This is a genomic window from Aeromicrobium sp. A1-2 (genome assembly GCF_003443875.1).
GTDB lineage: Bacteria > Actinomycetota > Actinomycetes > Propionibacteriales > Nocardioidaceae > Aeromicrobium.
In genome coordinates, this window is record NZ_CP027482.1 from 3,150,904 (window position 1) to 3,173,542 (window position 22,639).

A 22,639-nucleotide genomic window follows, 5' to 3' on the forward strand; every position below is an offset into this window, starting at 1 on the left:
GTTGCTCGCACGCGTTCAACGCATGCGCAGCGGGGATGACTTCCGGCACACGATCCGTCGTGGAGCCAAAGGCGCTCAGCCAACCCTCGTCACCCATGTCGTTCCGGGAACCGGCGGACCTACGTCCGTCGGTTTCGTCGTGAGCAAGGCCGTGGGTTCGGCGGTGGACCGCAACCGGGTCAAGCGTCGGTTGCGTCACTTGATGCGCGAACGGGTGGATGTTTTTCCAGCAGGGTCGCGCGTTGTCGTGCGAGCCCTTCCGACGTCGAATGGCGCGAGCTCAACGACGTTGGCCGAGCAGCTGGACGTGGCCCTGGCGCGGGCCGGTGCTCGGTGAAGTACCCCTTGATCTGGCTGTTGAAGGCCTATCGATTTGCGATCAGCCCGCTGTACGGGCAGGTCTGCCGCTATCACCCGACCTGTTCGGCCTACGCTTTGCAGGCCGTGGAGACTCACGGAGCGATACGCGGGACCTGGCTGGCGGGTCGGCGCGTCCTGCGTTGCCATCCCTGGAGTGCCGGCGGCTATGACCCGGTACCCCAGTCACACAGAGGAGAACAATGTTCGGCTTCCTAGGCGACATCGGCGGCGCGATCATGACGCCTCTGTACTACGCCGTCTCCGGAGTGCTGCTGGTGTGGCACCGGATCTTCTCGACCGTGCTGTCGGAGGACTCGGGCTGGACCTGGGCGTTGTCGATCATCGGCCTGACGGTGACGATCCGAACCATCCTGATCCCGCTGTTCGTCAAGCAGATCAAGTCGAGCCGCAACATGCAGCTGCTCCAGCCGCAGATCAAGGCGCTCCAGCAGAAGTACAAGCACGACCGCGAGCGCCTGACGCAGGAGCAGATGAAGCTGTGGAAGGACACCGGCACCAACCCCTTCGCTTCGTGTCTGCCACTGATCCTGCAGATGCCGATTTTCTTCGCTCTTTTCCGTGTGATCGACCGCGCTTCCAAGGACGGTGCAGAGGGCGCACGCGGGTTCCTCTCCGGCGCCGATGCGGAGTCGCTGTCCAAGGCGAAGCTGCTGGGAGCCCAGATCGCCGACACGTTCATCAAGAGCTCGGCCGTCGAGACCAAGATCCTGACCATGACTCTGGTGCTGCTGATGGTCTTCACGCAGTTCACGACTCAGCGCCAGCTGATGAGCAAGAACATGCCGGCAGACGCCATGACGGGTCAGTACGCCCAGCAGCAGAAGATGCTGCTCTACATCCTCCCGGTTGTCTTCGCCGTGGGTGGCGTGGCCTTCCCGCTAGGTGTCCTCTTCTACTGGACAACCTCGAACTTCTGGACGATGGGTCAGCAGTTCTACGTGATCCGCAACAACCCCGCCCCCGGCACGCCGGCCTTCAAGGCCAAGCAGGACCGCGATGCCAAGCACGGCAAGGCCGTCGACCCCGATCCGGCTACGGTCGAGATCGAGGAGGCGCCCAAGCCTCCGGCCCGCCAGCAGCCCAAGAACCAGGCCCGCAGCCAGCGTAAGAAGAAGCCCGCTGCCCCGCCACAGAAGAAGAAGAAGCCTGACATCACGAGCAAGAACGACACGGACAAGGACGGCACGCAGTGAGCGATTCCGCGAAGAAGTTGGAAAGGGAGGGCGACATTGCCGCAGACTTCCTCGAAGGTCTGCTTGACATTGCCGATCTCGATGGTGACATCGATATGGATGTCGACGGCGACCGTGCCGCGGTCGACATCGTCGGCGGCAACCTTGACCACCTCGTCGGCCGTGAGGGTGAGGTGCTGGATGCTCTGCAGGAGCTGACCCGCCTTGCTGTCTACCGCGAGACCGGTGAGCGTAGTCGCCTGATGCTCGACGTTGCTGGTTTCCGGGCAGCTCGTCGAGTCGAGCTCGTTGCGATCGCTGGCGTGGCGATCGAGAAGGTCAAGAGCAATGGTGACTCAGTCTCACTCGATGCCATGACACCGTTCGAGCGCAAGGTCGTGCATGACGCGGTAGCCGACGCCGGACTGTCCAGCTCCTCCGATGGCGTTGAGCCGAGCCGCTACGTCGTCGTCCACCCCGCGTCCGAGTAAGCGACGATGACAGGGTCCGATCCCGATCCTCGAAACATCACCGAGGGTGATGTTTCACGTGAAACACCCCCGCCGCACGCGGCGGGGGTGTTCGCTTCTCGTCTGCCGATGGCGCAGGAGTACGCGGACATCCTCGCGACCGACGGCGTTCTCAAAGGTCTGATCGGGCCGCGTGAGGTCCCCCGCATCTGGGACCGACACATCATGAACTCGGCCGTCGTGGTTCAGCGGGTGCCTCACGGAGCGTCGGTCGCTGACATCGGTACCGGCGCAGGTCTGCCTGGCCTGGTGTGGGCCATTGCCCGGCCTGATATTTCGGTCGCTCTGGTGGAGCCGTTATTGCGCCGCACGACGTTCCTCGAAGACGCCGTCCGAGATCTTGGCTTGGACAACGTCTCGATCGTGCGTGCCCGCGCCGAGGATGTACACGAGACTTATGACGTCGTCACGGCTCGCGCTGTGGCGGCGCTCGACAAGTTGGGTCGCTGGTGCCTCCCCCCTGTTGCGCCGGGTGGTGTCCTGCTGGCTTTGAAGGGCCGCACGGCTCAAGACGAGATCACCACGGCCACGGCAACCCTTCACCGGCTCGGCGCGACGACTATCGTGGTGGCGACGTATGAGAACGGCGACGTTCCGACGACTGTCGTGGAGGTGACCAAGTGAGCGACACACCACTTGTCTCAAACGTCCATGTTTCACGTGAAACCAACGAAGGGGATCTATGAGCGACATGTCGCCCACACCCGGCCCCGCGACAGCTTCGAGCTTTCGGGTGCCTGTGCCGTCTCATGACGACTCGACGCCACTCGCCTCGGAGGTCGAGGAACACATCGCACTGGTCCAGCGCGCCTCTGCCACGACCAGGTTCGATCCGCCGGTTTCCACCCGGGTGTTCGTGGTGGCGAACCAGAAGGGTGGAGTTGGCAAGACCACGACCACGGTCAACATAGCCGCGGCCCTGGCACTCAAGGGTCTGCGGGTGCTGGTCATCGACCTCGACCCGCAGGGCAACGCCTCCACAGCACTGAACATCCCGCATGCCGAGGGGACGCCCGGCGTCTACGAGGCGATCGTGGATGGCACCGACCTCGACGAGCTGGTCAAGCCATGCCCCGACATTCCCGGTCTTACGGTGCTGCCTGCATCGATCGACCTGGCCGGCGCTGAGATCGAGCTGGTGTCGCTGGTCGCACGTGAATCACGACTGGATCGCGCCCTGCAGACGTACCTCGCCGACTGCGAGGCGGCAGGAGATCGTATCGACTACGTGCTGATCGACTGCCCGCCCTCCCTGGGGCTCCTGACAGTCAACGCGATGGTCGCCGGTCGCGAGGTCTTGATTCCGATCCAGTGCGAGTACTACGCCCTGGAGGGTCTGGGGCAGCTGGTCCGCAACATCGACCTGATCCGTTCCCACCTCACCCCCAAGCTCGAGGTCTCGACGATCTTGCTGACAATGTTCGACGCGCGTACGCGGCTGTCTGCTGGCGTTGCCGACGAGGTCCGCAGCCACTTTGCCGACAAGGTGCTCAGGACAGCAATCCCCCGATCCGTACGTATCTCGGAGGCGCCCAGCTACCAGCAGTCGGTCATCACCTACGACAGGTCGTCATCGGGCGCGCTGTCCTATCTCGAAGCAGCCCGGGAGATCGCCGTGGCCGGACGTCAGGAGTCACACCGATGAGCACCACTCGACGCGGCCTGGGCCGCGGCCTGGAGTCGCTGATTCCTTCGAGCCCGGCCGAGGCGCAGGCATCAGGTCTGCAGGAGATTGCCGGCGCACGGTTCGCCGAGATCCCACTCGAGCAGATCGTCGCCAACCCTCGTCAGCCTCGCCAGGTGTTCGACGAGGATCACATGGCCGAGCTGGTCCACTCGATCAAGGAGGTCGGGCTGCTTCAGCCCGTCGTCGTTCGTGAGGTCGGCAAGGATCGCTACGAACTCATCATGGGTGAGCGTCGGTGGCGGGCCAGTGGCAAGGCGGGCCTCGACACGATCGGCGCGATCGTTCGGGACACCTCGGACGAAGACCTGCTGCGCGACGCGCTGCTGGAGAACCTGCACCGTTCACAGCTCAACCCGTTGGAAGAAGCGTCGGCGTATCAGCAACTGCTGGAGGACTTCGGCTGCACGCACGAGGAGCTCGCCGAACGCATCGGGCGCTCCAGGCCACAGATTAGCAATACGTTGCGGCTGCTCAAGCTGACCCCGGCCGTCCAGCGCCGGGTCGCTGCGGGCGTGCTGTCGGCAGGCCATGCGCGTGCGCTCGTCAGCATCAGCAACCCCGAGATCCAAGACCGACTTGCGACCCGAGTGGTTGCGGAGGGTCTCTCGGTGCGTGCGCTCGAGGAGATCGTGACGGCGGGCCCCGACTCGACCAAGCGACCGGCGGCTCGGCAGTCACCCAAGATCTCGGCGCCGCGGCTGGCCGACCTGGCGGCGCGACTCTCGGAGCGTTACGACACCCGGGTCAAGGTCGATCTCGGCCGATCCAAGGGCAAGGTCACGGTTGAGTTCGCGACGCTCGACGACCTCGAGCGGATCGTCGACATGATGGACCCCAAGAAGCCCTGATCGCCAGGTCGTCACGTCGCCACATTGCTAAGTCGTCACATCGCTAGGTCGACATATCGATAAGTCGACTTAACAACTTAGCAACTTAATGATTCAAGGCGGTGGGCTGTCGCCGACGACGGTGCAACCCCAGCGCGCATGCGATTGTCGCGATCATGAGTGATACCTCGGCCAGTGCTGTCGAGCACCGTTGGCCGCCAGTCGGGACTCTCCTGACCACGCTGAACGGGAAGGCCGCGCGGCGCGGCGCATGCTGACACGGCGCATGCTGACCTAAGAGTCGACCCGCCAGCAAGGGCTAGGTCGAGAGTCGACCCGGACTGCACGACCCTTCCCGCATCGTTGTGGCGGGTCTCCGCAATGCCACGGCAACGCAGGCAACCGAGACATTGCGTCACGCCAATTAGAACTTGAGTTCGGGTTCAACTGCGGCCGAATCGCTGTTACGGTGTGAGCCGGGCCACGCAACTTGCGGCCCCGGACTGAAGGGAAGAACGTGAATCCACGTCGATTGAAGATGCTGAGCCTTGTCGCATCAGCCGCTGCCTGTGCACTCGTCCTGTCTGCGTGCCAAGCGGGCACTGACAGCGGTTCCAGCAGCAAGGACGGTGGCAAGTACGACATTGCCCTCAGTCTGAGCTATACCGGAAACGACTGGCAGGACAACGCCACCAACCTGGTCAAGGCCGCGGCGAAGACCGCGCCCTACGACAAGAAGGTCAACCTGCGCGTCGACATCGCCGGCAGCGAGGTGGGCAAGCAGATCCAGACGTTGAACAACGAGATCTCCGCGGGCGTCGACGCGATCATCGTGTACCCGATCTCGCCGACAGCCCTGAACGCCACGATCAAGAAGGCCTGTGACGCCGGCATCATCGTCTACGCCTACGACAGCCTGGTCACCGAGCCGTGCGCTTACAACGTGCACATCGATCAGTACGAGTGGGGCGTAGTCAACGCGACCTGGCTGGCCGAAGAGCTCGGCGGGAAGGGTGACATCGCCGTGATCGATGGAGTTCCGGGCACCACGGTCGCCCTCGACCGGCAGAAGGGCCTCGATGACGTCCTGAAGAAGTACCCCGACATGAAGGTCGCGGGCAAGGCTCCGGGCGCCTGGGCGCAGGCTCAGGGCAAGACGGCATTCACCTCGATCGAGGCCGCGAACCCCAACCTGGACGGCATCTTCGCCCAGGCCGGCTGCTACGCCATCACGAAGTACCTGAACGACGGTGACAAGAAGGTGTTGCCCTGCGCCGGTGAGTACTCCAACGGTCACCACGTGCAGATGCTTTCGCCCGAGGTGTGCAAAGAGGTCGACATAGACCCCAAGGAATGCCTGCACCTGCCCAGCATCTCTTCGGGCTCACCGGCCTATTCAGGCGAGCTGGCGTTCATCAACACCGTCCGACTCCTGGACGGCGAGAAGGTTGGTCGCAACACGATCCTGCCGCTGCCGAGCTTCACCACCGATGACCTTGATGCGTTGGGTGCCAAGGGAGTCGGCGACGATCCGGCCAAGGGCGCTCTGGTGTTCACTCCGTCGAAGGCATCGCCGGGAATGTTCGGCTCCTTCTGGTCGCCGTTGGTCGAACAGGGACTGCTTGCCAACCTGAAGGGTGTCTCGGACAAGATCAGCGACGCCAAGCCGTGCGCCGAGGTCGAAGGCTGCAAGACGACCGACAAGCTGACGTTCGACGATAACCACTCCGGTGGCAACTGAGCGATGAGTGATTCTTCGCAGAAGGGCGACCACGGTTCCCAGGTAGAGGGCGCTGCCCTCGAAGTGCTGGGAGTGTCCAAGTCATATGGGGCAACAGTCGCCCTTCGCGAGGCGTCGTTCTCAGTCGCCTCGGGATCAATACACGCGTTGATCGGTGAGAACGGCGCCGGCAAGTCGACGTTGGTCAAGATCCTGAGCGGGTTGGTCGAACCGGACGAAGGAACGATCCGAGTGGGTGCGCAGGCCATCGGCCTGCGCACCCCGCGGGCCGCCATCGCCGCAGGCGTTTCGACAGCCTTCCAGGAGCTGACCCTGGTTCCGAAGATGACGGTGGCGCAGAATCTCCTCCTCGGGCGTGAGCCCAGGAGCAGGCTGGGGTTGATCTCCGATGAGCGCATGAACCGCTTGGCGAGCGAGATCCTGGCCGAGTGGGACCTCCCTGACGTCAGCCCGACGGTTGCAACAGAAGACTTCGCCCTGGGCGTCCGTCAGCAGATCGAGCTGGTTCGCGCGTTCAGTCGCCACGGAGCGGTGCTGCTGCTGGACGAGCCGACGGCCGCTCTTGCTGCTTCGCAGGTGGATTGGCTTTTCGCTCAGATCCAGAAGGTGCGTGCCACGGGGGTCGCGATCGTGTTCATCTCGCACCGGATGGACGAGATCCGTGACATCTGCGACGCAGGCACCGTTCTGCGAAACGGCCAGCAGGTATCAACCTTCAACGTGGCCGACGTCAGCGATGACGAAGTCATACAGATGATGGTGGGTCACTCGCTCGCCGAGCGCATCCACACCGAACCGCCTCACGTAGAACCCACGGGCACCCCGGTCCTCTCGGTCCGTCACCTGCAACGACGGGAAATGGCCGACGTGTCGTTCGACCTGTACGAGGGCGAGGTCCTCGGACTCGCCGCGCTCCAGGGACATGGACAGCTGGAGCTGTTCAACACACTCTTCGGAGCCCTTCGTCCCAGTGGCGGCGAGATGTCCATCCGAGGCCGAAAGGTCCGCATCACCTCGCCGCGGCAGGCGGTCAGACACGGTCTGGGCATCAACCTGGTGCCCGAAGATCGCAAGGCCGAAGGTGTGCTGACCGGCATGAGCAGCCTCGTGAACGTGACCTTGCCGAACCTGCAGGGCTTCAGCCGATTCGGATTCCTGCGAAGGAAGCACGAGCGCGGCCGTGCGGCCGAGATCTTCAAGCTGCTCAACCTGCGACCCACCGCGATGCACAGCAACGTCGCAACCCTCAGTGGCGGCAATCAGCAGAAGGTGGCGATCGGCAAGTGGATGCTGAGTCCGAGCGACATCCTGCTGATGTACGACCCCACGCGAGGTGTTGACGTCGGCACGAAGGCAGAGATCTTCGACCTCATGCAATCCATGGCCGACGACGGACGGGCCATTCTCTTCTACTCAACCGATCTCGCCGAGCTCCTGGCGGTGTGCGGAAGGATCCTCGTGATGTACAAGGGCAAGGTCGTCGCGGACCTCACCGGAGCCGAGCGGAACCACAGCGCGGCACTCGCGGCCATGGTGGGCAGTGCCCAGTCTGCCGATCCGGCAAGCTCCACCAGCGAGCTGGTGCAGTGATGGGATCACTTTCGACGCACACCGCACCGCACTACCGGACCGGGATCAAGGCGCAGGTCAGCCGACACCTCAGGCGCGCCTCGGCATCGGGTGTGGTTGGCCCCTTGCTCGTCCTCGCCGTCCTCTTCGTCGTCTACGTCGTGGTACGCCCTGCGGTGGTGTACCTGCCGCAGTTCAACACGATGGCAAATGGTGGTGCTGGGCTGGCCATCGCTGCTGCCGGCGGAGCGGTGGTGATCCTGATTGGCGGCTTCGATCTCTCAGTAGGTGCCGTCATCTCCCTGGTGAATGTCATCGTGGCCACGAGGATCACGGACTCGGTCGGCTCCGAGCTGACGATGATCGGGCTGGCCATCCTGATCGGCGCCGGAGCGGGTCTCATCAATGGCCTCCTGGTGACCTTCCTCCAGATCCCATCGATCGTTGCCACCCTTGCCATGTCGTTCTTCGGGGGCGGTGCTGCGCTTCTTGTGCTGGCGCAGCCGGGCGGATCGGTCCCCTCGGGGTTCGTGTCCGCCTTCACCGGGAACGTCGGAAATGCGATCCCGGCCTCGGTGATCCTGCTGCTGCTGATCTCGATCGTGTGGCTGCTGATCAAGCGGACCGGATTCGGGCTCGGCCTGTACGCGGTCGGCGGCGAGGTCAACGCCGCGGTGTCCAACGGTGTGAAGGTGCGGCAGGTGCAGATCATGGCCTACAGCCTTGCCGGCGCGCTCTACGGCGTGGCTGCGATCTTCCTGACCGCACAGACCTCAAGCGGCGACCCACGCATCGGACAGCCGATGTTGCTCAACGTGTTCGCAGCGATCGTCATCGGTGGCGTCCTGCTCGGCGGCGGCAAGGGTGACCTCGTCGGGGCCATCATCGGTGCGTACATCCTCTACGTCGTCACCGACGTGCTGTTCGCGCTCGGCGTTTCGTCCTTCTACTCGGCCATCCTCAACGGCGTGCTCCTGCTGATGGCGGTCGTCGTGACCGCTCTGCCGAGCGTCCGAAAATGGCAATGGTTGCAGAACAGGTCGAGACCTCCTGTGTCCATGGTCGACGAGGCAGACGCAGCACGGGGAGCGAGCAGATGAGCCAGCTACTTGGACCCAACCGATCCAGCGACGACGACAGCGCCGATCCGCAGCAGTCCAGCGACAAGCGGACGACCGGACTGCGTTCGTGGGGCATCGGAGCGCAGGGAAAGACGGTCATCGGGGTCTATGTCTTCCTGTTGATCCTGATCCTTGCCTCGCGATTCGTCAGCCCTTCCTTCGGGTCGATCTCCTTCACCAAGACCGTGGTGGTGCTGTCTGCCTTCACCATCATTGCCTCGTTCGGGCAATACATCGTCGTCGTGACCGGCGGTCTCGATCTGTCGATCCCGGGGGTGATGTCGGTCGGTGGGCTGCTCATCACCGGATTGTCACTGGGACAGAACTCTCGTCTCTGGTGGGCCGTTCCGATCGTCCTGGGAGTGGGATTCCTGATCGGTGCCGTGAATGGCATCGGCGTGGTCTATCTGAAGATCTCGCCAGTGATCATGACCCTGGCGGCCAACGTCATCCTGGGTGGCGTGGTCCTGGTCTACACCGATGGCACGCCACGAGGCAGCACACCGCCATTCCTGGTCGAGTTGATCCAGGGACGATTGTTCGGAGGGGCGCTTCCCAAGGTGATCGTCGGGCTGGTCGTGTTCATGATCATCGGGTCGATCCTGATGAATCAGACCTCGTTCGGTCGCCGGGTGTATGCGGTCGGGAGCAACCCCCGGGTCGCCTACCTTTCCGGTGTACGCGTCAACCTGATCATGATCCTGGTCTATGCGATCAGTGGCTTCTGCGCGGCGCTGGCCGGCATGGCGCTGGCCGCCTACAGCAACAACAGCTTCCTGGGGATGGGTGATCCCTACCTGCTGCTGAGTCTGGCCGCAGTCGTCGTGGGCGGTACCAGCATCTTGGGCGGGCGCGGGCTCTTCGTGGGCGTCGTGGGTGGCGCCATCATCCTGACGACCATCACCACCACCCTCGCGGGGACATCGATCCCTGACTCGGCGCGCGACATGGTCATCGCCGTGGTCATTCTGGCCGCCGTCATCGTGGCCAGGCAGGAAAAGCTGGACTGAGCGCGGCCTTCACCCACTGAAGCGCACGTCGGACATCAACGATAATTGGAGGAGCAATATGAGCACGTCAGGTTCCAATCTGGACATCAACACGGTCCTGGAAAAGTCTGCCAAGTACCGGAACTGGGGCAAGTGGGGCAGCGAGGACGAGCTCGGCTCGGGCAACTACGTGACAGCGGAGACGATCGCCCGGGCCGCCACGCTGGTCAAGAAGGGCAGCGTGTTCTCGCTGGCCCTGCCACTGGACTCCAAGGGCCCGATGGACGGAAGCTTCGACCGGGTCAACCCGATCCACCTGATGATGCAGGACGGCGGCGACATCGCGGCCGGTGGTCAGGACCACCTCGCGACACTGCGCTACACCGACGACTCGGTCTACCTGGTCCTGCAGAGCTCGACGCAGTGGGATGCGCTGTCGCACATCTACCACGACGGAAAGATGTACAACGACTACGGCCTCGAGATGGTGACGAGCCAGGGTGCGCACAAGAACAGCATCACCAACATGAAGGATCGTGCTGTCGGGCGCGGAGTTCTGCTGGACATCGCTCGGTACAAGGGCAAGAAGAGCCTGGATGTCAGCGAGCCGATCTCGAACGAGGATCTCGAGGGTTGTGCCGCAGCAGAAGGCGTCGAGATCGGGGAGGGCGACTTCGTCCTGGTCCGGACCGGGCAGATGCAGCAGCGACGTGATGCCGGAAGCTGGGGTGACTTCGCCGGCGGTCCGGCACCGGGACTCGCCATCAGTGCCTCGGACTTCTTCTGCCCGCGCCACGTCACCGCTGTCGCCACCGACACGTGGGGCACAGAGGTCCTGCCGAACGAGACGCCTGATGTCTTCCAGCCGCTTCACATCATCATGCTGGTCAACGCGGGAATCTACCTCGGTGAGATGTGGGACATGGAAGAGCTCGCGGCCGACTGCGCCGCGGATGGAGTCTACGAGTTCATGCTCGTGGCGCCGCCGCTCACAGTGACGGGATCGGTTGGATCACCCGTCAATCCCCAGGCCATCAAGTGACGGGGCTCGAGGGCACGACGCCGAGCACGTCGCCACCGGGCGGGGGGCCGAAACCATGGCTGAAGCTGTACGACGAGGGCCAGCCGAACCATATCGAGATCGAGTACGAGAACGCCCTGGAGATGTTCAAGGCCTCGGTCGATCGCTCACCGGACTCGGCGCTGATCACCTACTTCGACACCACCATCTCGGTGTCGGAGGTGGACCACCTCAGCGACTCCCTTGCCTGCGGGCTGCTGGCGCAAGGCATCGGGAACGGTGACCGGGTGGCGGTCTACCTGCAGAACGTGCCGCAGTACCTGATCAGCCTGATAGCGATCTGGAAGGTGGGTGGAATCCTGGTATCGATCAACCCCATGTACCGGGGTCACGAGGTGGAAGCACTGCTCAACGACTCGGGCGCTGTGGCACTGGTGTGTCTGGAGGATCTGTATCGCGATGTCGCGGCCGACGTGATCGCCAAGACGGATGTGCGACTCGCGCTCACCACGTCGGAGCTGGAGTTCCAGGAGGATTCCAGCCGGCCGATCTTTGCCGGGATCGAGCGGCATCGCGAGGAGGGCACCATGGACTTCCTCGAGCTGATCGAAGCGCACCGAGGTGAGGTTCCGCCGGCGGTGCAGCTGAGTGGGGACAGCGTCGCCTTCTTGACCTACACGTCGGGCACGACGGGTCCGTCAAAGGGTGCGATGAACAGCCACTCCAACGTCGTGTTCACGGCGCAGGCCTACCGGGACTGGGTGGATCTCACCAGCGATGACGTGGTCCTGGGTGTGGCTCCGCTGTTCCACATCACCGGATTGATCGGCCACATGGCGCTGTGCCTGCTGATGCCGGCTCGACTGGTGTTCGGCTATCGGTTCGACCCTTCGGTCGTCCTGGAGTCGATCGAGTCGAACAAGACCACCTTCACCATCGGTGCGATCACGGTGTTCACGGCCCTGATGAATCATCCGGAGTTCGAAGGCCGGGACCTGTCCTCACTCAAGAAGATCTACACGGGGGGGCAGTCTGTGCCGCCCTCGATCGTCGAGGAGTTCGAACGCCGCACCGGCGCCTACATCCATGTCGCGTACGGCCTGACCGAGTCGACGTCGCCGTCGCACTTCGTGCCCCTGCACGGTCGTTCGCCCGTCGATCAGGACTCGGGTGCGCTGTCGGTCGGAGTGCCGATCTACAACACCACCGCGTCGATCGTCGACGAGAATGGCGAAGACCTGCCACCCGGCCGGGTGGGCGAGATCTGCTTGTCGGGCCCGCAGATCGTCCAGGGCTACTGGCGCAAGGAGGCAGAGACCGCACACGCCTTCAGGGATGGACGATTCTTCACCGGTGACGTGGGGTTGATGGACGAGCAGGGCTGGTTCTACGTCGTCGATCGCAAGAAGGACATGATCAATGCCTCGGGCTACAAGGTGTGGCCGCGTGAGGTCGAGGACGTGCTGTACGAGCACCCCGCCGTCCGCGAAGCAGCGGTCATTGGTGTTCCGGACGAGTATCGCGGCGAGACGGTCATGGCGTTCGTGAGTCTGCGGCCAGGACTCACGGCGACGGCCGACGAGCTCAAGGCCTTCTGCAAGGAACGAATCGCCGCCTACAAGTATCCGCGCGTCATCGAGTTCATGGATGAGCTGCCGAAGACCGTCACGGGCAAGATCCTCCGTCGAGAGCTTCGGACGCTGCCCGTCGCCGAGACGAAGTGACGGCCTAGCCACCCGCAACATCTCGGCAACGACGAGGCCCCGGCGAGAACCTCACCGGGGCCGTCGTCTGCTGCAGGTCAGGTCTGCTGCTGGTCAGGCAGTGTGCTCCTCGAGCTCACTGAGGATCGCACTCTTGGGCCGAACGCCGACGATCGACCGGACGACCTCGCCCTTGTAGTACAGGTTCATGGTCGGCAGTCCGGTCACGCGATACTGCGCCGGGGTGACCGGGTTCGCATCCGCGTCCATCTTGACGATCGTGAGCTTGTCGCCCTTTTCGCCGGCGATCTCCTCGAGGATCGGAGCCAGCTGACGGCACGGGCCGCACCAGCTCGCCCAGAAGTCCACGAGAACGGGACCGTCAGCCTTGAGCACCTTCTCGTCGAAGTCTGCGTCGGTGACGGCGGTGATGTCTGCCATGGGTTTCTCCTTCAGGTCTGTGTGGATGTCAACGTCGTGCGGTGTGGGTTATTCCGTTCACTGGGCCATCGCGACGTCCGTGGCGGGCTCGCCGGCCGCATCCATGTCCGCCAGGAAGCGCTCGGCGTCGAGCGAGGCCGCGCAGCCGGTTCCGGCCGCGGTGATGGCCTGGCGGTAGGTGTGGTCGACGAGGTCGCCGGCGGCGAAGACGCCGGGGACGTTGGTCGCGGTGGAGCCGGCCTGGACCAGGACGTAGCCCTCGTCGTCGAGCTCGACCTGGCCCTTGAGCAGCTCTGAGCGCGGGTCGTGACCGATCGCGATGAACAGGCCGGTCGCGTCGAGCCGGCGGGTCTGGCCGGTCACGGTGTCGCGAAGGACGACACCCTCGAGCTTGTCGGCGCCGATGATCTCAGCGACCTCGGAGTTCCACGCGAAGTCGATCTTGTCGTTCGCGAAGGCACGGTCCTGCATGATCTTGGAGCCACGCAGCTCACCGCGGCGGTGGACCATCGTGACCTTGCTGGCGAACCGGGTCAGGAACGTCGCTTCCTCGAGGGCAGAGTCGCCACCGCCGACGACGATGATGTTCTGCTCGCGGAAGAAGAATCCGTCACACGTGGCACACCAGGAGACTCCGTGGCCGGACAGCCGGTCCTCGCCCTCGACGTCGAGCTTGCGGTAACCCGATCCCATCGCGAGCACGACAGCCTTGGCCGAGTAGGTGGTGCCGTCAGCCAGGGTCACGGTCTTGATGTCACCCTCGAGATCGACCGACGTGACGTCGTCGGTGATCAGCTCGGCACCGAAGCGTTCGGCCTGGGCGCGGAGCTTGTCCATCAGCTCCGGGCCCATGACGCCGTCGGGGAAGCCGGGGAAGTTCTCGACATCGGTCGTGGTCATCAGCGCGCCGCCGGCGGTGACCGAGCCCTCGAAGACGAGTGGCTCGAGGTTCGCGCGAGCGGCGTAGACCGCCGCGGTGTAGCCCGACGGGCCCGAACCAATGATGATGAGATTGCGTATGGTGTCGCTCATTTAGCACCTTCTGATCGTGGTACGGGTGTCAACGAATTCTAGGCGCCGGGCATTCCTTGGGCCGCACGGACCGATCAGCTCAGGACTGCCCGCGCACGACGACCTCGCGGATCTCGCCACGGAACCGACCGGGCTCGATCTCTGGCACCGAGCGGAGCCAGACCACGACGTAGCGGGTCAGTAGCCCGGACTGGAGCGAGACGGACGAGTCTGTGCCTGCCTTGTCGAGCACGGCCACGCGGCGAAGCCCGGTCAACGTCTTGGGTGTCTTGGTCGCGGTGGGCGACGAGGTGTAGATGGAGAAGTCGGTCGGTCGGCCAGCCAGCCGAATGCGCAATGAGTCGACCTCACGGGGACCGCCGAGGTCGAGAACGATTCCGACGCCATCCTTGAGGCCACCAAGCTCCGCGGAGCCGAGGTAGGTCGCACTCTGCCAGCCCGTGCGCATGTTGCCGTCGATCGTGCGCTTGGCCTGCTCGGGATTTTCGCTGCCGTCCTCGCCCTGCGGGTCGAAGTCGACGACGCGTTGTACCGGGAGCACACGCGATGGTGAAGCGCGATCGACCGGGCTCGCGGAGTCGTTGGTTGAGCGGCCGACGAGGAACGCCAGCACAGTGGCGAGCAGCAGGGCGCCGATGATGCCGAGGAGCACGAGCCCGCGGTCACCCTTGGCCGCCCGGCGGGCGCGCAGCTTGCCCCGCTGCAGGGTCGTGGGTGGCGCCGGATCGTATGCCTTGGGTCGACGGCGTGGGGGCTCGAGTCCGGGAGGAGGCCCACCCGGGACGATCACCGGGTCGAGGCGGAGCAGGTCTGGGGAGGACAGCCCCGCAAGGCTCGGCTGGTCATCGAAGAGGTCGTCGTCCTCGCCGGACAGCCTGAGGGTCCTGGCGATGTCGGCGGCCTTGCGTAGTGGCGGGGCGTGATGGCGTGGCGGAGTGCCAAGGATGCGGTCGCAGGTCGTGTCGATGTCACGGGACACCCCGGCACGGACCTGACGTGGGCGCAGGAGGCGCCCGTGCTCGGTCGGTGCGGCCCGCAGCCCGTCCACGTGAGCGCCCGGCCAGCGGCTCGTCAGGCAGGCGTAGAGGAGCTTGCCGATGGCCTGGACGTCGAGCTGCTCGTAGGCCTGCAGATCGGTCAACGAGTCCTGGCGGCCCACCGGACTCAGGGCTGTCGCGACCCCGAGCCCGACGACCCGCACTGCGCCGGACTGCTTGAGCATGACCTGGTGCGGCGTCAGCCGACGGTGATAGACGCCATGTTCGTGCGCGGCGGCCAGCGCTTCGGCGACCTCGGCGACGACAGTCGCGGCGCGTCGGTTCGGCAGCGGCGACTGAGCGAGCAACTGATCCAGGGGGAACGCGCGAGCCCACTCGCGGATCACCAGGTGATGCTGCTGCTCGTCCTCGATCAGGTCGAGGACCCGGAGGAACCGCGGATCGGTGACGGCCGTGGACTCGCGCGCCGCCGACAAGAAGTGGTTGGCGCGAGGATCGGCGCTGGAGATCATCTCGATGCCGACGTTGCGGTTGAGCACCTTGTCGTGCGCCCGCCATGTCGTGGAGCCGAGCTTCTCGGTGACGAGGTCCTGGAGTTCGTAGCGGTGCGCGAGCACGTCTCCGGAGGCCAGTGGCCGCCTCTCGCTCATCTACCGCCCCTTCTCACGAGAACCGGCTCGTGCCCGCCTCCATGCTAGTCCGCAGGTCAGACCACGTCCGACAATTCAGCGCCGCCGGAGCAAGGTGTCGACCAGGTAAGCCAGCTGGGTCATGCCGATGACTCGAGCCGCCGCGACGTACGTGATGGCTCCGCCGAGTCCGGCGACGGTCGTGGTCACGAGCCCGCCGGTAGCGGTGGACGGCTCAACTCCGAGCACCTCGAGCCCGCGTGCAAAGCCCAGCATCACGAAGGCCGCGAGGGTGCAGGCCACGAGCAGGCGTGCCACGAACACCACCATCTCGCGGTCGAACACTCGGCCCACAGCCCGGGACAGCAGGGACACCGACAGGATCGACCCGATCAGGTAGGCGATGCCGTACGAGAGGGCCAGCATCATGGCGACCTGTTCCGGCTCGACGCTGCGGGCCAACGACAGAGCCGCGCCGATGTTGACCGCGGCGATCACGACCTGGATGAAGAACGGCGTGCGGTTGTCCTCGTTGGCGTAGAAGCCGCGCAGCATCAGGTAGTGCACGGTGAATGTCACCATCGCCAGCGAGAACGCTTGGATCGTGTAGCCGATCGCGACGGTGCTGCTCCCCAGTGATCCGAGCCCGCCGACGATCGCTGCTGCGGACTGTCCGAGGCACAGCAGCGCGACGGCGGCGGGGGCGACGATGACCAGCGCGATACGCAGCGTTCGACTCAGCTCGATCCGGAACCGGTCGTAGTGGCGGTCTGCGGCCAGGGCAGCGAGCGTCGGGATGATCGCCGTCGCCAGCGAGACCGTGATGACGCCATGTGGCAGCTGACTGATCAGGAAGCCCAGTCCGTACACCGTGGAACCTGCGGCGGACTTGTCGTCGGCGGCCCCCTCGAGGGTCGCGCCCGTGGCGATCTTGTTGACCGTGACGAAGGCGATCTGGTTGACGACGATGAACAGCAGCGTCCACGCGCCAAGCCGCAGTGTGTGCCCCAGACCAACGCCGCGGAAGTCGAACCGCGGCCGGAAGCGGAAGCCCGCCTTGCGGAGGTAGGGCACCAGGACCAGGGCCTGCAGCGCGATCGCGCCCGTCGAGCCGAGTCCCAGCACCAGCGCCTGCTCGGTCGAGTAGCCGTCCCTGGCATTGCTTGCCCCGAACACGAGAGCGTAGATCACGATGACGGTGCTGGCCACGACGTTGTTGACGATCGGGGCCCACATCATCGGACCGAACCGCCCGCGAGCGTTGAGCACCTGGCCAACCAGCACGAATGCGCCGTAGAAGAACACCTGGGGCATGCACAGGAGCATCAGAAGCTCCGCCGACGCACGTTGGTCGTCGAACTGCGAGGTGAACAGTTGTGGATCGAAGACGATGTGCAGGAGCGCCGGGACTGCGATCGTCAGCACGACGGTGCCGACTGCGAGCACGAGCAGTCCCAAGGTGATGACGCGGTTGGCGTACGCCGTGCCGCCGTCGGCATCGTTCTTCATCGACCGGACGAGCTGGGGCACCAGCACGACGTTGAAGATGCCGCCAGCGACCAGGATGTAGAGCGTGTTGGGGATCGTGTTGGCGATGTCGAACAGGTCGGCGTTGAGCGCCGTGCCGATGACCACGGCCAGCAGACCGGCCCGAAGGAAACCGGTCAATCTCGAGACGATCGTCCCCAGGGCCATCCACGCGCTTGCGCGGGCGACCCCCTGGTCAGTCATCGTCGTCGACCGGTCGCTCCGACACGATCCGGCCACGGTTCCTCGTACGGTGACGTGTGAAACGGCGCGCCAGGGCGACCAGCACGAAGAGTCCGGCCAGCGCCATGGCGATCCACAGCACGGCGCCGATGTGGCTGGAACGCACGTTGAACTCAGCAGCCGTCCCGATCGGCTCGCCGTCCGCGGACACGAGTCGGGCAGTCAGCGACGTCGTGCTCTGGTGACCCAGGTCGATGTCGACCGTCAGCGTGCGTCGTTCGCCGGCGCCGATGTCGACCGGCGCGACGGCGGGGATCCTCAGTGCCGGATTGCTGGAGTCGATCGACACGCCCACACGAATCTCTTCGTCGGTGTCATTGCGGATCGTCACCGGGAAGCCGCCCTTGGAGCTGGACAGGGTCACGAGCTGGGGGCCGTCGATCGTGATCTTTCGCAGCTGGGAGCCGGCCCGTCGGGCCAGCTCGTTGGCGATCGAGGTCGCTTCCTCGGGATCCTTGCGCCAACGGACGCCGAGGATGCCGGCCACGTCGCGGGCCAGCGAGTCGTCGACGGAGTCCCGCTGCGGGACCAGCGAGCTCAGGGCGCTGCCCTTGGCCAGGATGTCCGAGGCGGCCACGAGGGTGGAGCGGTCCAACGGGGTGGCCTTGGCCGACTTGGGCACCGAGCCCTGGTAGGACGTGAGTGATCGGGTGAGCACCGAGTCCAGGCTCGCGGCAATTGTGAAGGGGGTGGAGAACGCCTCGGACAGCTTGCCCTCGGACCAGTTCGGGCCGGGGTCCCAGCCCGGATCGACCATCGTGATCGCGTCGGCCCGCGACTGGGGGTCGATCGTGCGCTGCAGAGCCGCGAGTGCCGCCTCGCTCAGGATCCGCTGGCGGAGCGTCGTGACCGAGTCCAGACCGGGCACGTCCGCGTCGAGCTCGTCGTCGACGAACAGCGGTACAGGGCCGTTGGGGGTGGTGTACTGGACGACCGAGCCCTGGCGTCGGTCCCACCCAGACAGGGCTTCGCGAGTGACGATGACCGGGGAGTCGCCGGCGCCTCGCAGATCGCTGAGCAGACCGGAGGTCACGCCCTGGCTCGTCGGCCAGGACACCCGCCGACCGCTGAGCTGAAACTTCGTCAGTGCGGCATCCGTGGCGCGTTGGATCGCCTCCGAGAGCGGCGCCTTCAAATCGCTGTTCTGCGACAGGGCCAGGAGATCGGGACGATCGAAGTCGATGATCCAGGTGCTCCGGGCCCGCGCGAAGGCCAGCAGGTCCTGCTCGAACAGCTCCGCCTCAGAACGTTGCTGGTCGGTGATCTCGACACCGGCGGGCACATGACGGTCGTTGGCCAGGTCGTCGACGCCGACGAGTAGCGCAGGGTCGACCAGGACCGTGGTGGCGTTGCCGGAGGTGCTCGTGGCGAGGTCGAGAAGATTGCGCAGTCGGCCCTGTGGCGCGATTGCCTTGAGCAACCCGGCCGGGTCCTCGTAGTCCCCGTCCTTGCCGCGTCGATCCGGCATGAGGAACGGCCAGACGATCGAGGTTGGGACTGGAGCCTTGGTTGAGGTCAGCAACGGGAGGAACGTCGTTGCCCGACCGAGGGCGTTGATGCTGCGCGCCCCGTCTGTGTCAGTGGCCAGGATCTGCACTCCGACCGGATAGACCCCTTCGGCACCCGAGACGGCCAGATCGTCGTACGGCACCTTGATCGTGAAGGACCGGGTCTGTCCTGGGGCGAGATCGCCCATGTCGTCGAACGTCCCGGGCTCGACGACCCGCGTGCCGGTGTAGGAGTTGCCGTTGTCAATCGCGGCCAGGATCTGCGCACGGGTCGTGAACGGGACTGTGGGGATCACCAGGTAGGCCTGCATGTCGACCCACGCGTGATCATCGCGGTTGGTGACGGTGCCGGTCATCGTCACCTTCTTGCCGACCGCGAGTCGGCTCGGACTCAGCGACTGGATGCTGACCTTCAGATCAGGATTCTTATCGGCGGCCTGCGCCGGTCCGGCCGGCACGAGCAGTAGTGCCGGGAGCATCGCGAGCAGCACGACGAGGAGGGGAAGACGGCGGCTGCTCACCCGAACATGCTAGACGTAGCCTGCACAGCCACCGTATTCGTGGAAGCGCGCCGCCGGACGGGTTCGAGCGCTCCGCGGCGACCGATAGAGTATGTCCCCGTGCACTCGACCACGCTGACACCCGATCGCCGGGCCCGGATCGACGCCTCGTTGGGCGCCAACACCTTCCTGGTCGAGCTCGGCGCGCTGTTCGAAGCCGCGGGCCACGAGATTGCGATCGTCGGCGGGCCCGTCCGCGACGCCGTGCTCGGCCGCCCGGGCAACGACTGGGACTTCACGACCTCGGCGCGCCCGGACCAGATCGAGCAGATCGCCGGCGCCTGGGCCGACGCCATGTGGGACGTGGGGCGGGAGTTCGGCACGATCGGCCTCCGCAAGGCACAACACGAGCTGGAGATCACGACCTACCGGACCGACGAGTACGACACCGGCTCCCGTAAGCCGGAGGTCCGCTTCGGGGACACGCTTGAGGGCGACCTCTCACGACGAGACTTCGCGGTCAACGCGATGGCGGTCCGCCTTCCCTCGCAGGAGTTCGTCGACCTGTTCGGTGGGCTCGCCGATCTCGACGAGCAGGTGTTGCGGACACCGGTCACTCCGGAGCAGTCGTTCAGCGACGATCCCCTGCGGATGATGCGCGCCGCCCGGTTCGTGTCACAGCTGGGGTTCCACGCGGCCCCCGAGGTCGTCGCCGCCATGACCGACATGGCTGCCCGGCTCGAGATCGTGTCGGCCGAACGGATTCGGGACGAGCTCAACAAGCTGCTCTGCGGTGCTCATCCGGTTGAGGGTCTGCGCCTGCTGGTCGGCACCGGACTGGCCGAGCAGATGCTGCCCGAACTGCCGGCCCTGATCCTCGAGCGCGACGAGCACCACCGGCACAAGGACGTCTACGAGCACTCCTTGATCGTTCTGGAGCAGGCGATGGCCCTCGAAGGCCGGCTCGAGTCGTCGCCGGACCTGGTGATCCGGCTTGCCGCGCTGCTGCACGACATCGGCAAGCCCAAGACCCGCCGGTTCGTGGAGGGTGGGGTCGTCACGTTCCACCACCATGACGTGGTCGGGGCCAAGCTTGTCCGCAAGCGCATGCGAGCCCTGCGCTACAGCAATGACGTGATCGACCAGGTCGCCAAGCTCGTCGAGCTCCACCTCCGGTTCCACGGCTACGGCTCCGGCGAGTGGACCGACTCGGCGGTGCGCCGCTACGTCCGCGACGCCGGCGATCAGCTCGAGCGGCTGCACATCCTGACGAGGGCCGACAGCACAACCCGCAACCAGAAGAAGGCACTGCGCCTCCAACGCACCTACGACGAGCTCGAGGCACGCATCGCGGTGCTGGCCGAGCAGGAGGAGCTCGGGTCAATCCGGCCCGATCTCGACGGCGCTCAGATCATGCAGATCCTCGGCATCTCGCCAGGACCTGAGGTTGGCGAGGCGTACCGCTTCCTGCTCGACCTGCGGATGGACCGTGGTCCGCTCGACGAGGCCGACGCCACCGAGGCCCTCAGGTCCTTCTGGGCCGCCCGGCCGTCGGCCTGAGCCGGAGACGACGGAAGGCCGCCCCCCCTGGGTGCCGGCCTCCGTCGCCCGCCTCGGCCACGTACGCCCGGCGGTGGTCATGCATCTCGTGCGCTGGCCCCGACCCTGTCGGGAGGAGGTCCTCCCAACAGGATCGGGGACCAGAACTGCTGCCTACTGCAGGCTGAAGCAGGGCTTGCTGAAGTCGTAGCCTTCAGCGGTCGGCCCGGTGGTCAGCTCCTGCGTGATGGACACGCCGGTCGGCGCATCCTTGTCGACCTTGCTGATCACGCTGGAGCGGAACGCGACCTCGGACGGATCGCCCTTGGTTGCACCCGCCTCGGCCGGCAGGATGCCCTCGTAGTCGACCTCGGTCAGCTCCTTGGATGCCTTGACCAGGCTCTCGCGGGTGATGTCGCCATCCTCGCCGGCCTTCTTGAGCGCGGCCAGGAGCGGGTAGCTCCAGACCCAGCCTGCGGTGTAGCCGTCGTTGGGGGTGACGTCACCGAGCGCATCGCGCATCGCCTTGTGGCCCGGGGTGTCGGTGCCGAAGGGGCCCCACGGTCCGGCCTGGAAGTAGAGCTTCTCGAGTGCCGGTGCGGCGGCCGACTTCAGCAGCGCCGGGTTCCACGTCGGGCTGGAACCCACGAAGGTTCCGGTGAAGCCCTGCGCAGCGGTGCCGCCGACGATCGTCGCCATCTCTGCGGGCCCGGTGCTCACGAACACCAGTCCGGGCTTCTGCTTGAGGATCGCTGCGACAGCGCCGGCCTGGTTGTCCTGGCCTGCAGGAGTCTCGATCTTCTCGAAGTCGAGGTTGTTGGCCTTGGCGGCCGCCTCAACCCCGGCAGCGGCGTCTCCGCCGTAGTCACCCGCGTAGCCCACCGCGACGACCTTGCCCTTGACGCCACGGTTGGCGACGGCCCAGTCGGTGCCGTTCATCGCCTCGAAGCAATAGTTGGCTCCGCTCTCCAGGATCTGGTCGTCGAACTCCCACGCGGAGTTCCACGAGGCCGGAACGCCGATCACGTTGTCGGACTTCATGTCGTCAAGGATCGCGAGCGTCTGGGAAGACCCGAGGGTCTGGCCCAGCGCCAGGATCTTCTTGCGCATCTCCTGATACTTGCGGTTGTGGATCTCGGGGTTGTACTCCGCGTCGGCGATGTTGGACGTGACGTCGATGTCGTAGCCGGCGACGCCACCGTCCTCGTTGACCTTGTTCCAGAACGCCTTCTGTGCGTCGGTGATCGGAACGGCGAGCGGCGCGAACGGCCCCTTGGTGAGGTCGGAGATGACGCCGAGCGAGATACACCCGTTGTCCTTGTTGACGGCCTTGGGGCACGCCTCGTCCGTGATGCCCGGGCTCGCGCCGGAGCCCTCGTCGCTGCTGCTGCGGCAGCCGGTGAGGACGAGCGCAGTCGCCGCGAGCACGACGGACGTGCGCAGGACGTGTCGATTGAGCTTCATCTGATCATTTCCTTCGG

20 protein-coding genes are annotated in these 22,639 nt (G+C 65.3%); 14 read left to right on the plus strand and 6 right to left on the minus strand.

Annotation, left to right across the window (positions count from 1 at the left end; genetic code table 11):
* The first annotated feature begins 1 nt into the window (after position 1).
* The 13 genes from rnpA (at position 2) to C6I20_RS15565 (ending at position 12,762) form a co-directional block, all read left to right on the plus strand.
* Complete coding sequence (gene rnpA, locus C6I20_RS15505) at positions 2-337, plus strand: ribonuclease P protein component (RefSeq protein WP_118397684.1); 336 nt, start codon at positions 2-4, stop codon at positions 335-337.
* Entirely contained in the window at positions 334-576 is a 243-nt protein-coding gene (yidD, locus tag C6I20_RS15510; RefSeq protein ID WP_118397687.1) for a membrane protein insertion efficiency factor YidD, read from the plus strand. The genes rnpA and yidD overlap by 4 nt, the downstream gene beginning before the upstream one ends.
* Positions 561-1,574: a membrane protein insertase YidC gene (gene yidC / locus C6I20_RS15515; RefSeq protein WP_118397690.1), complete on the plus strand. Its 1,014-nt coding sequence runs from the start codon at positions 561-563 to the stop codon at positions 1,572-1,574. Before yidD ends, yidC begins: the two co-directional genes overlap by 16 nt.
* Positions 1,571-2,044: a R3H domain-containing nucleic acid-binding protein gene (locus tag C6I20_RS15520; RefSeq protein WP_118397693.1), complete on the plus strand. Its 474-nt coding sequence runs from the start codon at positions 1,571-1,573 to the stop codon at positions 2,042-2,044. Before yidC ends, C6I20_RS15520 begins: the two co-directional genes overlap by 4 nt.
* Positions 2,045-2,131: 87 nt before the next feature.
* Positions 2,132-2,707 carry a 16S rRNA (guanine(527)-N(7))-methyltransferase RsmG gene (gene rsmG / locus C6I20_RS15525; RefSeq protein WP_254052164.1) on the plus strand — a complete coding sequence of 192 codons (576 nt, stop codon included), beginning with the start codon at positions 2,132-2,134 and terminating at the stop codon, positions 2,705-2,707.
* A 109-nt stretch (positions 2,708-2,816) separates the two neighbouring features.
* On the plus strand, positions 2,817-3,728 hold the full coding sequence (locus tag C6I20_RS15530; protein ID WP_371682641.1) for a ParA family protein: 912 nt from the start codon (positions 2,817-2,819) through the stop codon (positions 3,726-3,728).
* Positions 3,725-4,618: a ParB/RepB/Spo0J family partition protein gene (locus C6I20_RS15535; RefSeq protein WP_118397701.1), complete on the plus strand. Its 894-nt coding sequence runs from the start codon at positions 3,725-3,727 to the stop codon at positions 4,616-4,618. The genes C6I20_RS15530 and C6I20_RS15535 overlap by 4 nt, the downstream gene beginning before the upstream one ends.
* Before the next feature lie 517 nt (positions 4,619-5,135).
* Entirely contained in the window at positions 5,136-6,338 is a 1,203-nt protein-coding gene (locus tag C6I20_RS15540) for a substrate-binding domain-containing protein (protein WP_118397704.1), read from the plus strand.
* Between the two features lie 3 nt (positions 6,339-6,341).
* Complete coding sequence (locus C6I20_RS15545; protein ID WP_118397707.1) at positions 6,342-7,928, plus strand: sugar ABC transporter ATP-binding protein; 1,587 nt, start codon at positions 6,342-6,344, stop codon at positions 7,926-7,928.
* The gene (locus tag C6I20_RS15550; RefSeq protein ID WP_118397710.1) at positions 7,928-9,007 is read left to right on the plus strand and encodes an ABC transporter permease; all 1,080 of its coding nucleotides are present in this window, start codon (positions 7,928-7,930) and stop codon (positions 9,005-9,007) included. Before C6I20_RS15545 ends, C6I20_RS15550 begins: the two co-directional genes overlap by 1 nt.
* Positions 9,004-10,038, plus strand: a complete 1,035-nt coding sequence (locus tag C6I20_RS15555) for an ABC transporter permease (protein ID WP_162891370.1) — start codon at positions 9,004-9,006, stop codon at positions 10,036-10,038. The genes C6I20_RS15550 and C6I20_RS15555 overlap by 4 nt, the downstream gene beginning before the upstream one ends.
* 58 nt (positions 10,039-10,096) lie before the next feature.
* Complete coding sequence (locus C6I20_RS15560; protein WP_118397715.1) at positions 10,097-11,059, plus strand: cyclase family protein; 963 nt, start codon at positions 10,097-10,099, stop codon at positions 11,057-11,059.
* The gene (locus tag C6I20_RS15565) at positions 11,056-12,762 is read left to right on the plus strand and encodes an AMP-binding protein (protein WP_216822913.1); all 1,707 of its coding nucleotides are present in this window, start codon (positions 11,056-11,058) and stop codon (positions 12,760-12,762) included. Before C6I20_RS15560 ends, C6I20_RS15565 begins: the two co-directional genes overlap by 4 nt.
* 93 nt (positions 12,763-12,855) lie before the next feature.
* Here C6I20_RS15565 and trxA read toward each other — a convergent pair whose 3' ends face one another.
* The 5 genes from trxA to C6I20_RS15590 form a co-directional block, all read right to left on the minus strand.
* Positions 12,856-13,182 carry a thioredoxin gene (gene trxA / locus C6I20_RS15570; RefSeq protein ID WP_118397718.1) on the minus strand — a complete coding sequence of 109 codons (327 nt, stop codon included), beginning with the start codon at positions 13,180-13,182 and terminating at the stop codon, positions 12,856-12,858.
* A gap of 57 nt (positions 13,183-13,239) precedes the next feature.
* A complete protein-coding gene (trxB, locus tag C6I20_RS15575) occupies positions 13,240-14,214 on the minus strand; it encodes a thioredoxin-disulfide reductase (protein WP_118397721.1) in 975 nt (324 codons plus the stop codon).
* A 79-nt stretch (positions 14,215-14,293) separates the two neighbouring features.
* The gene (locus C6I20_RS15580) at positions 14,294-15,862 is read right to left on the minus strand and encodes a protein kinase family protein (RefSeq protein WP_118397724.1); all 1,569 of its coding nucleotides are present in this window, start codon (positions 15,860-15,862) and stop codon (positions 14,294-14,296) included.
* Positions 15,863-15,937: 75 nt separating this feature from the next.
* Positions 15,938-17,572 (minus strand): murein biosynthesis integral membrane protein MurJ, encoded by a 1,635-nt coding sequence (gene murJ, locus C6I20_RS15585; protein ID WP_162891371.1) that lies wholly within the window; start codon positions 17,570-17,572, stop codon positions 15,938-15,940.
* A complete protein-coding gene (locus tag C6I20_RS15590) occupies positions 17,565-19,640 on the minus strand; it encodes a DUF6049 family protein (RefSeq protein ID WP_118397730.1) in 2,076 nt (691 codons plus the stop codon). Before C6I20_RS15590 ends, murJ begins: the two co-directional genes overlap by 8 nt.
* A gap of 99 nt (positions 19,641-19,739) precedes the next feature.
* Here C6I20_RS15590 and C6I20_RS15595 point away from each other — a divergent pair, with 99 nt between their 5' ends.
* Positions 19,740-21,179: a CCA tRNA nucleotidyltransferase gene (locus tag C6I20_RS15595; RefSeq protein WP_371682642.1), complete on the plus strand. Its 1,440-nt coding sequence runs from the start codon at positions 19,740-19,742 to the stop codon at positions 21,177-21,179.
* A 153-nt stretch (positions 21,180-21,332) separates the two neighbouring features.
* Here the strand turns inward: C6I20_RS15595 and C6I20_RS15600 are convergent, their stop codons facing one another.
* Positions 21,333-22,622 carry an ABC transporter substrate-binding protein gene (locus C6I20_RS15600; RefSeq protein WP_118397736.1) on the minus strand — a complete coding sequence of 430 codons (1,290 nt, stop codon included), beginning with the start codon at positions 22,620-22,622 and terminating at the stop codon, positions 21,333-21,335.
* Positions 22,623-22,639: the final 17 nt, after the last annotated feature.

Bases quoted from the DNA above. Each gene is read 5' to 3' on its own strand.
- yidC (WP_118397690.1), top strand. From the start codon at position 561: ATGTTCGGCTTCCTAGGCGACATCGGCGGCGCGATCATGACGCCTCTG.
- C6I20_RS15535 (WP_118397701.1), top strand. From the start codon at position 3,725: ATGAGCACCACTCGACGCGGCCTGGGCCGCGGCCTGGAGTCGCTGATT.
- C6I20_RS15540 (WP_118397704.1), top strand. From the start codon at position 5,136: ATGCTGAGCCTTGTCGCATCAGCCGCTGCCTGTGCACTCGTCCTGTCT.
- C6I20_RS15545 (WP_118397707.1), top strand. From the start codon at position 6,342: ATGAGTGATTCTTCGCAGAAGGGCGACCACGGTTCCCAGGTAGAGGGC.
- C6I20_RS15550 (WP_118397710.1), top strand. From the start codon at position 7,928: ATGGGATCACTTTCGACGCACACCGCACCGCACTACCGGACCGGGATC.
- C6I20_RS15555 (WP_162891370.1), top strand. From the start codon at position 9,004: ATGAGCCAGCTACTTGGACCCAACCGATCCAGCGACGACGACAGCGCC.
- C6I20_RS15560 (WP_118397715.1), top strand. From the start codon at position 10,097: ATGAGCACGTCAGGTTCCAATCTGGACATCAACACGGTCCTGGAAAAG.
- trxA (WP_118397718.1), bottom strand. From the start codon at position 13,182: ATGGCAGACATCACCGCCGTCACCGACGCAGACTTCGACGAGAAGGTG.
- trxB (WP_118397721.1), bottom strand. From the start codon at position 14,214: ATGAGCGACACCATACGCAATCTCATCATCATTGGTTCGGGCCCGTCG.
- C6I20_RS15580 (WP_118397724.1), bottom strand. From the start codon at position 15,862: ATGAGCGAGAGGCGGCCACTGGCCTCCGGAGACGTGCTCGCGCACCGC.
- murJ (WP_162891371.1), bottom strand. From the start codon at position 17,572: ATGACTGACCAGGGGGTCGCCCGCGCAAGCGCGTGGATGGCCCTGGGG.
- C6I20_RS15600 (WP_118397736.1), bottom strand. From the start codon at position 22,622: ATGAAGCTCAATCGACACGTCCTGCGCACGTCCGTCGTGCTCGCGGCG.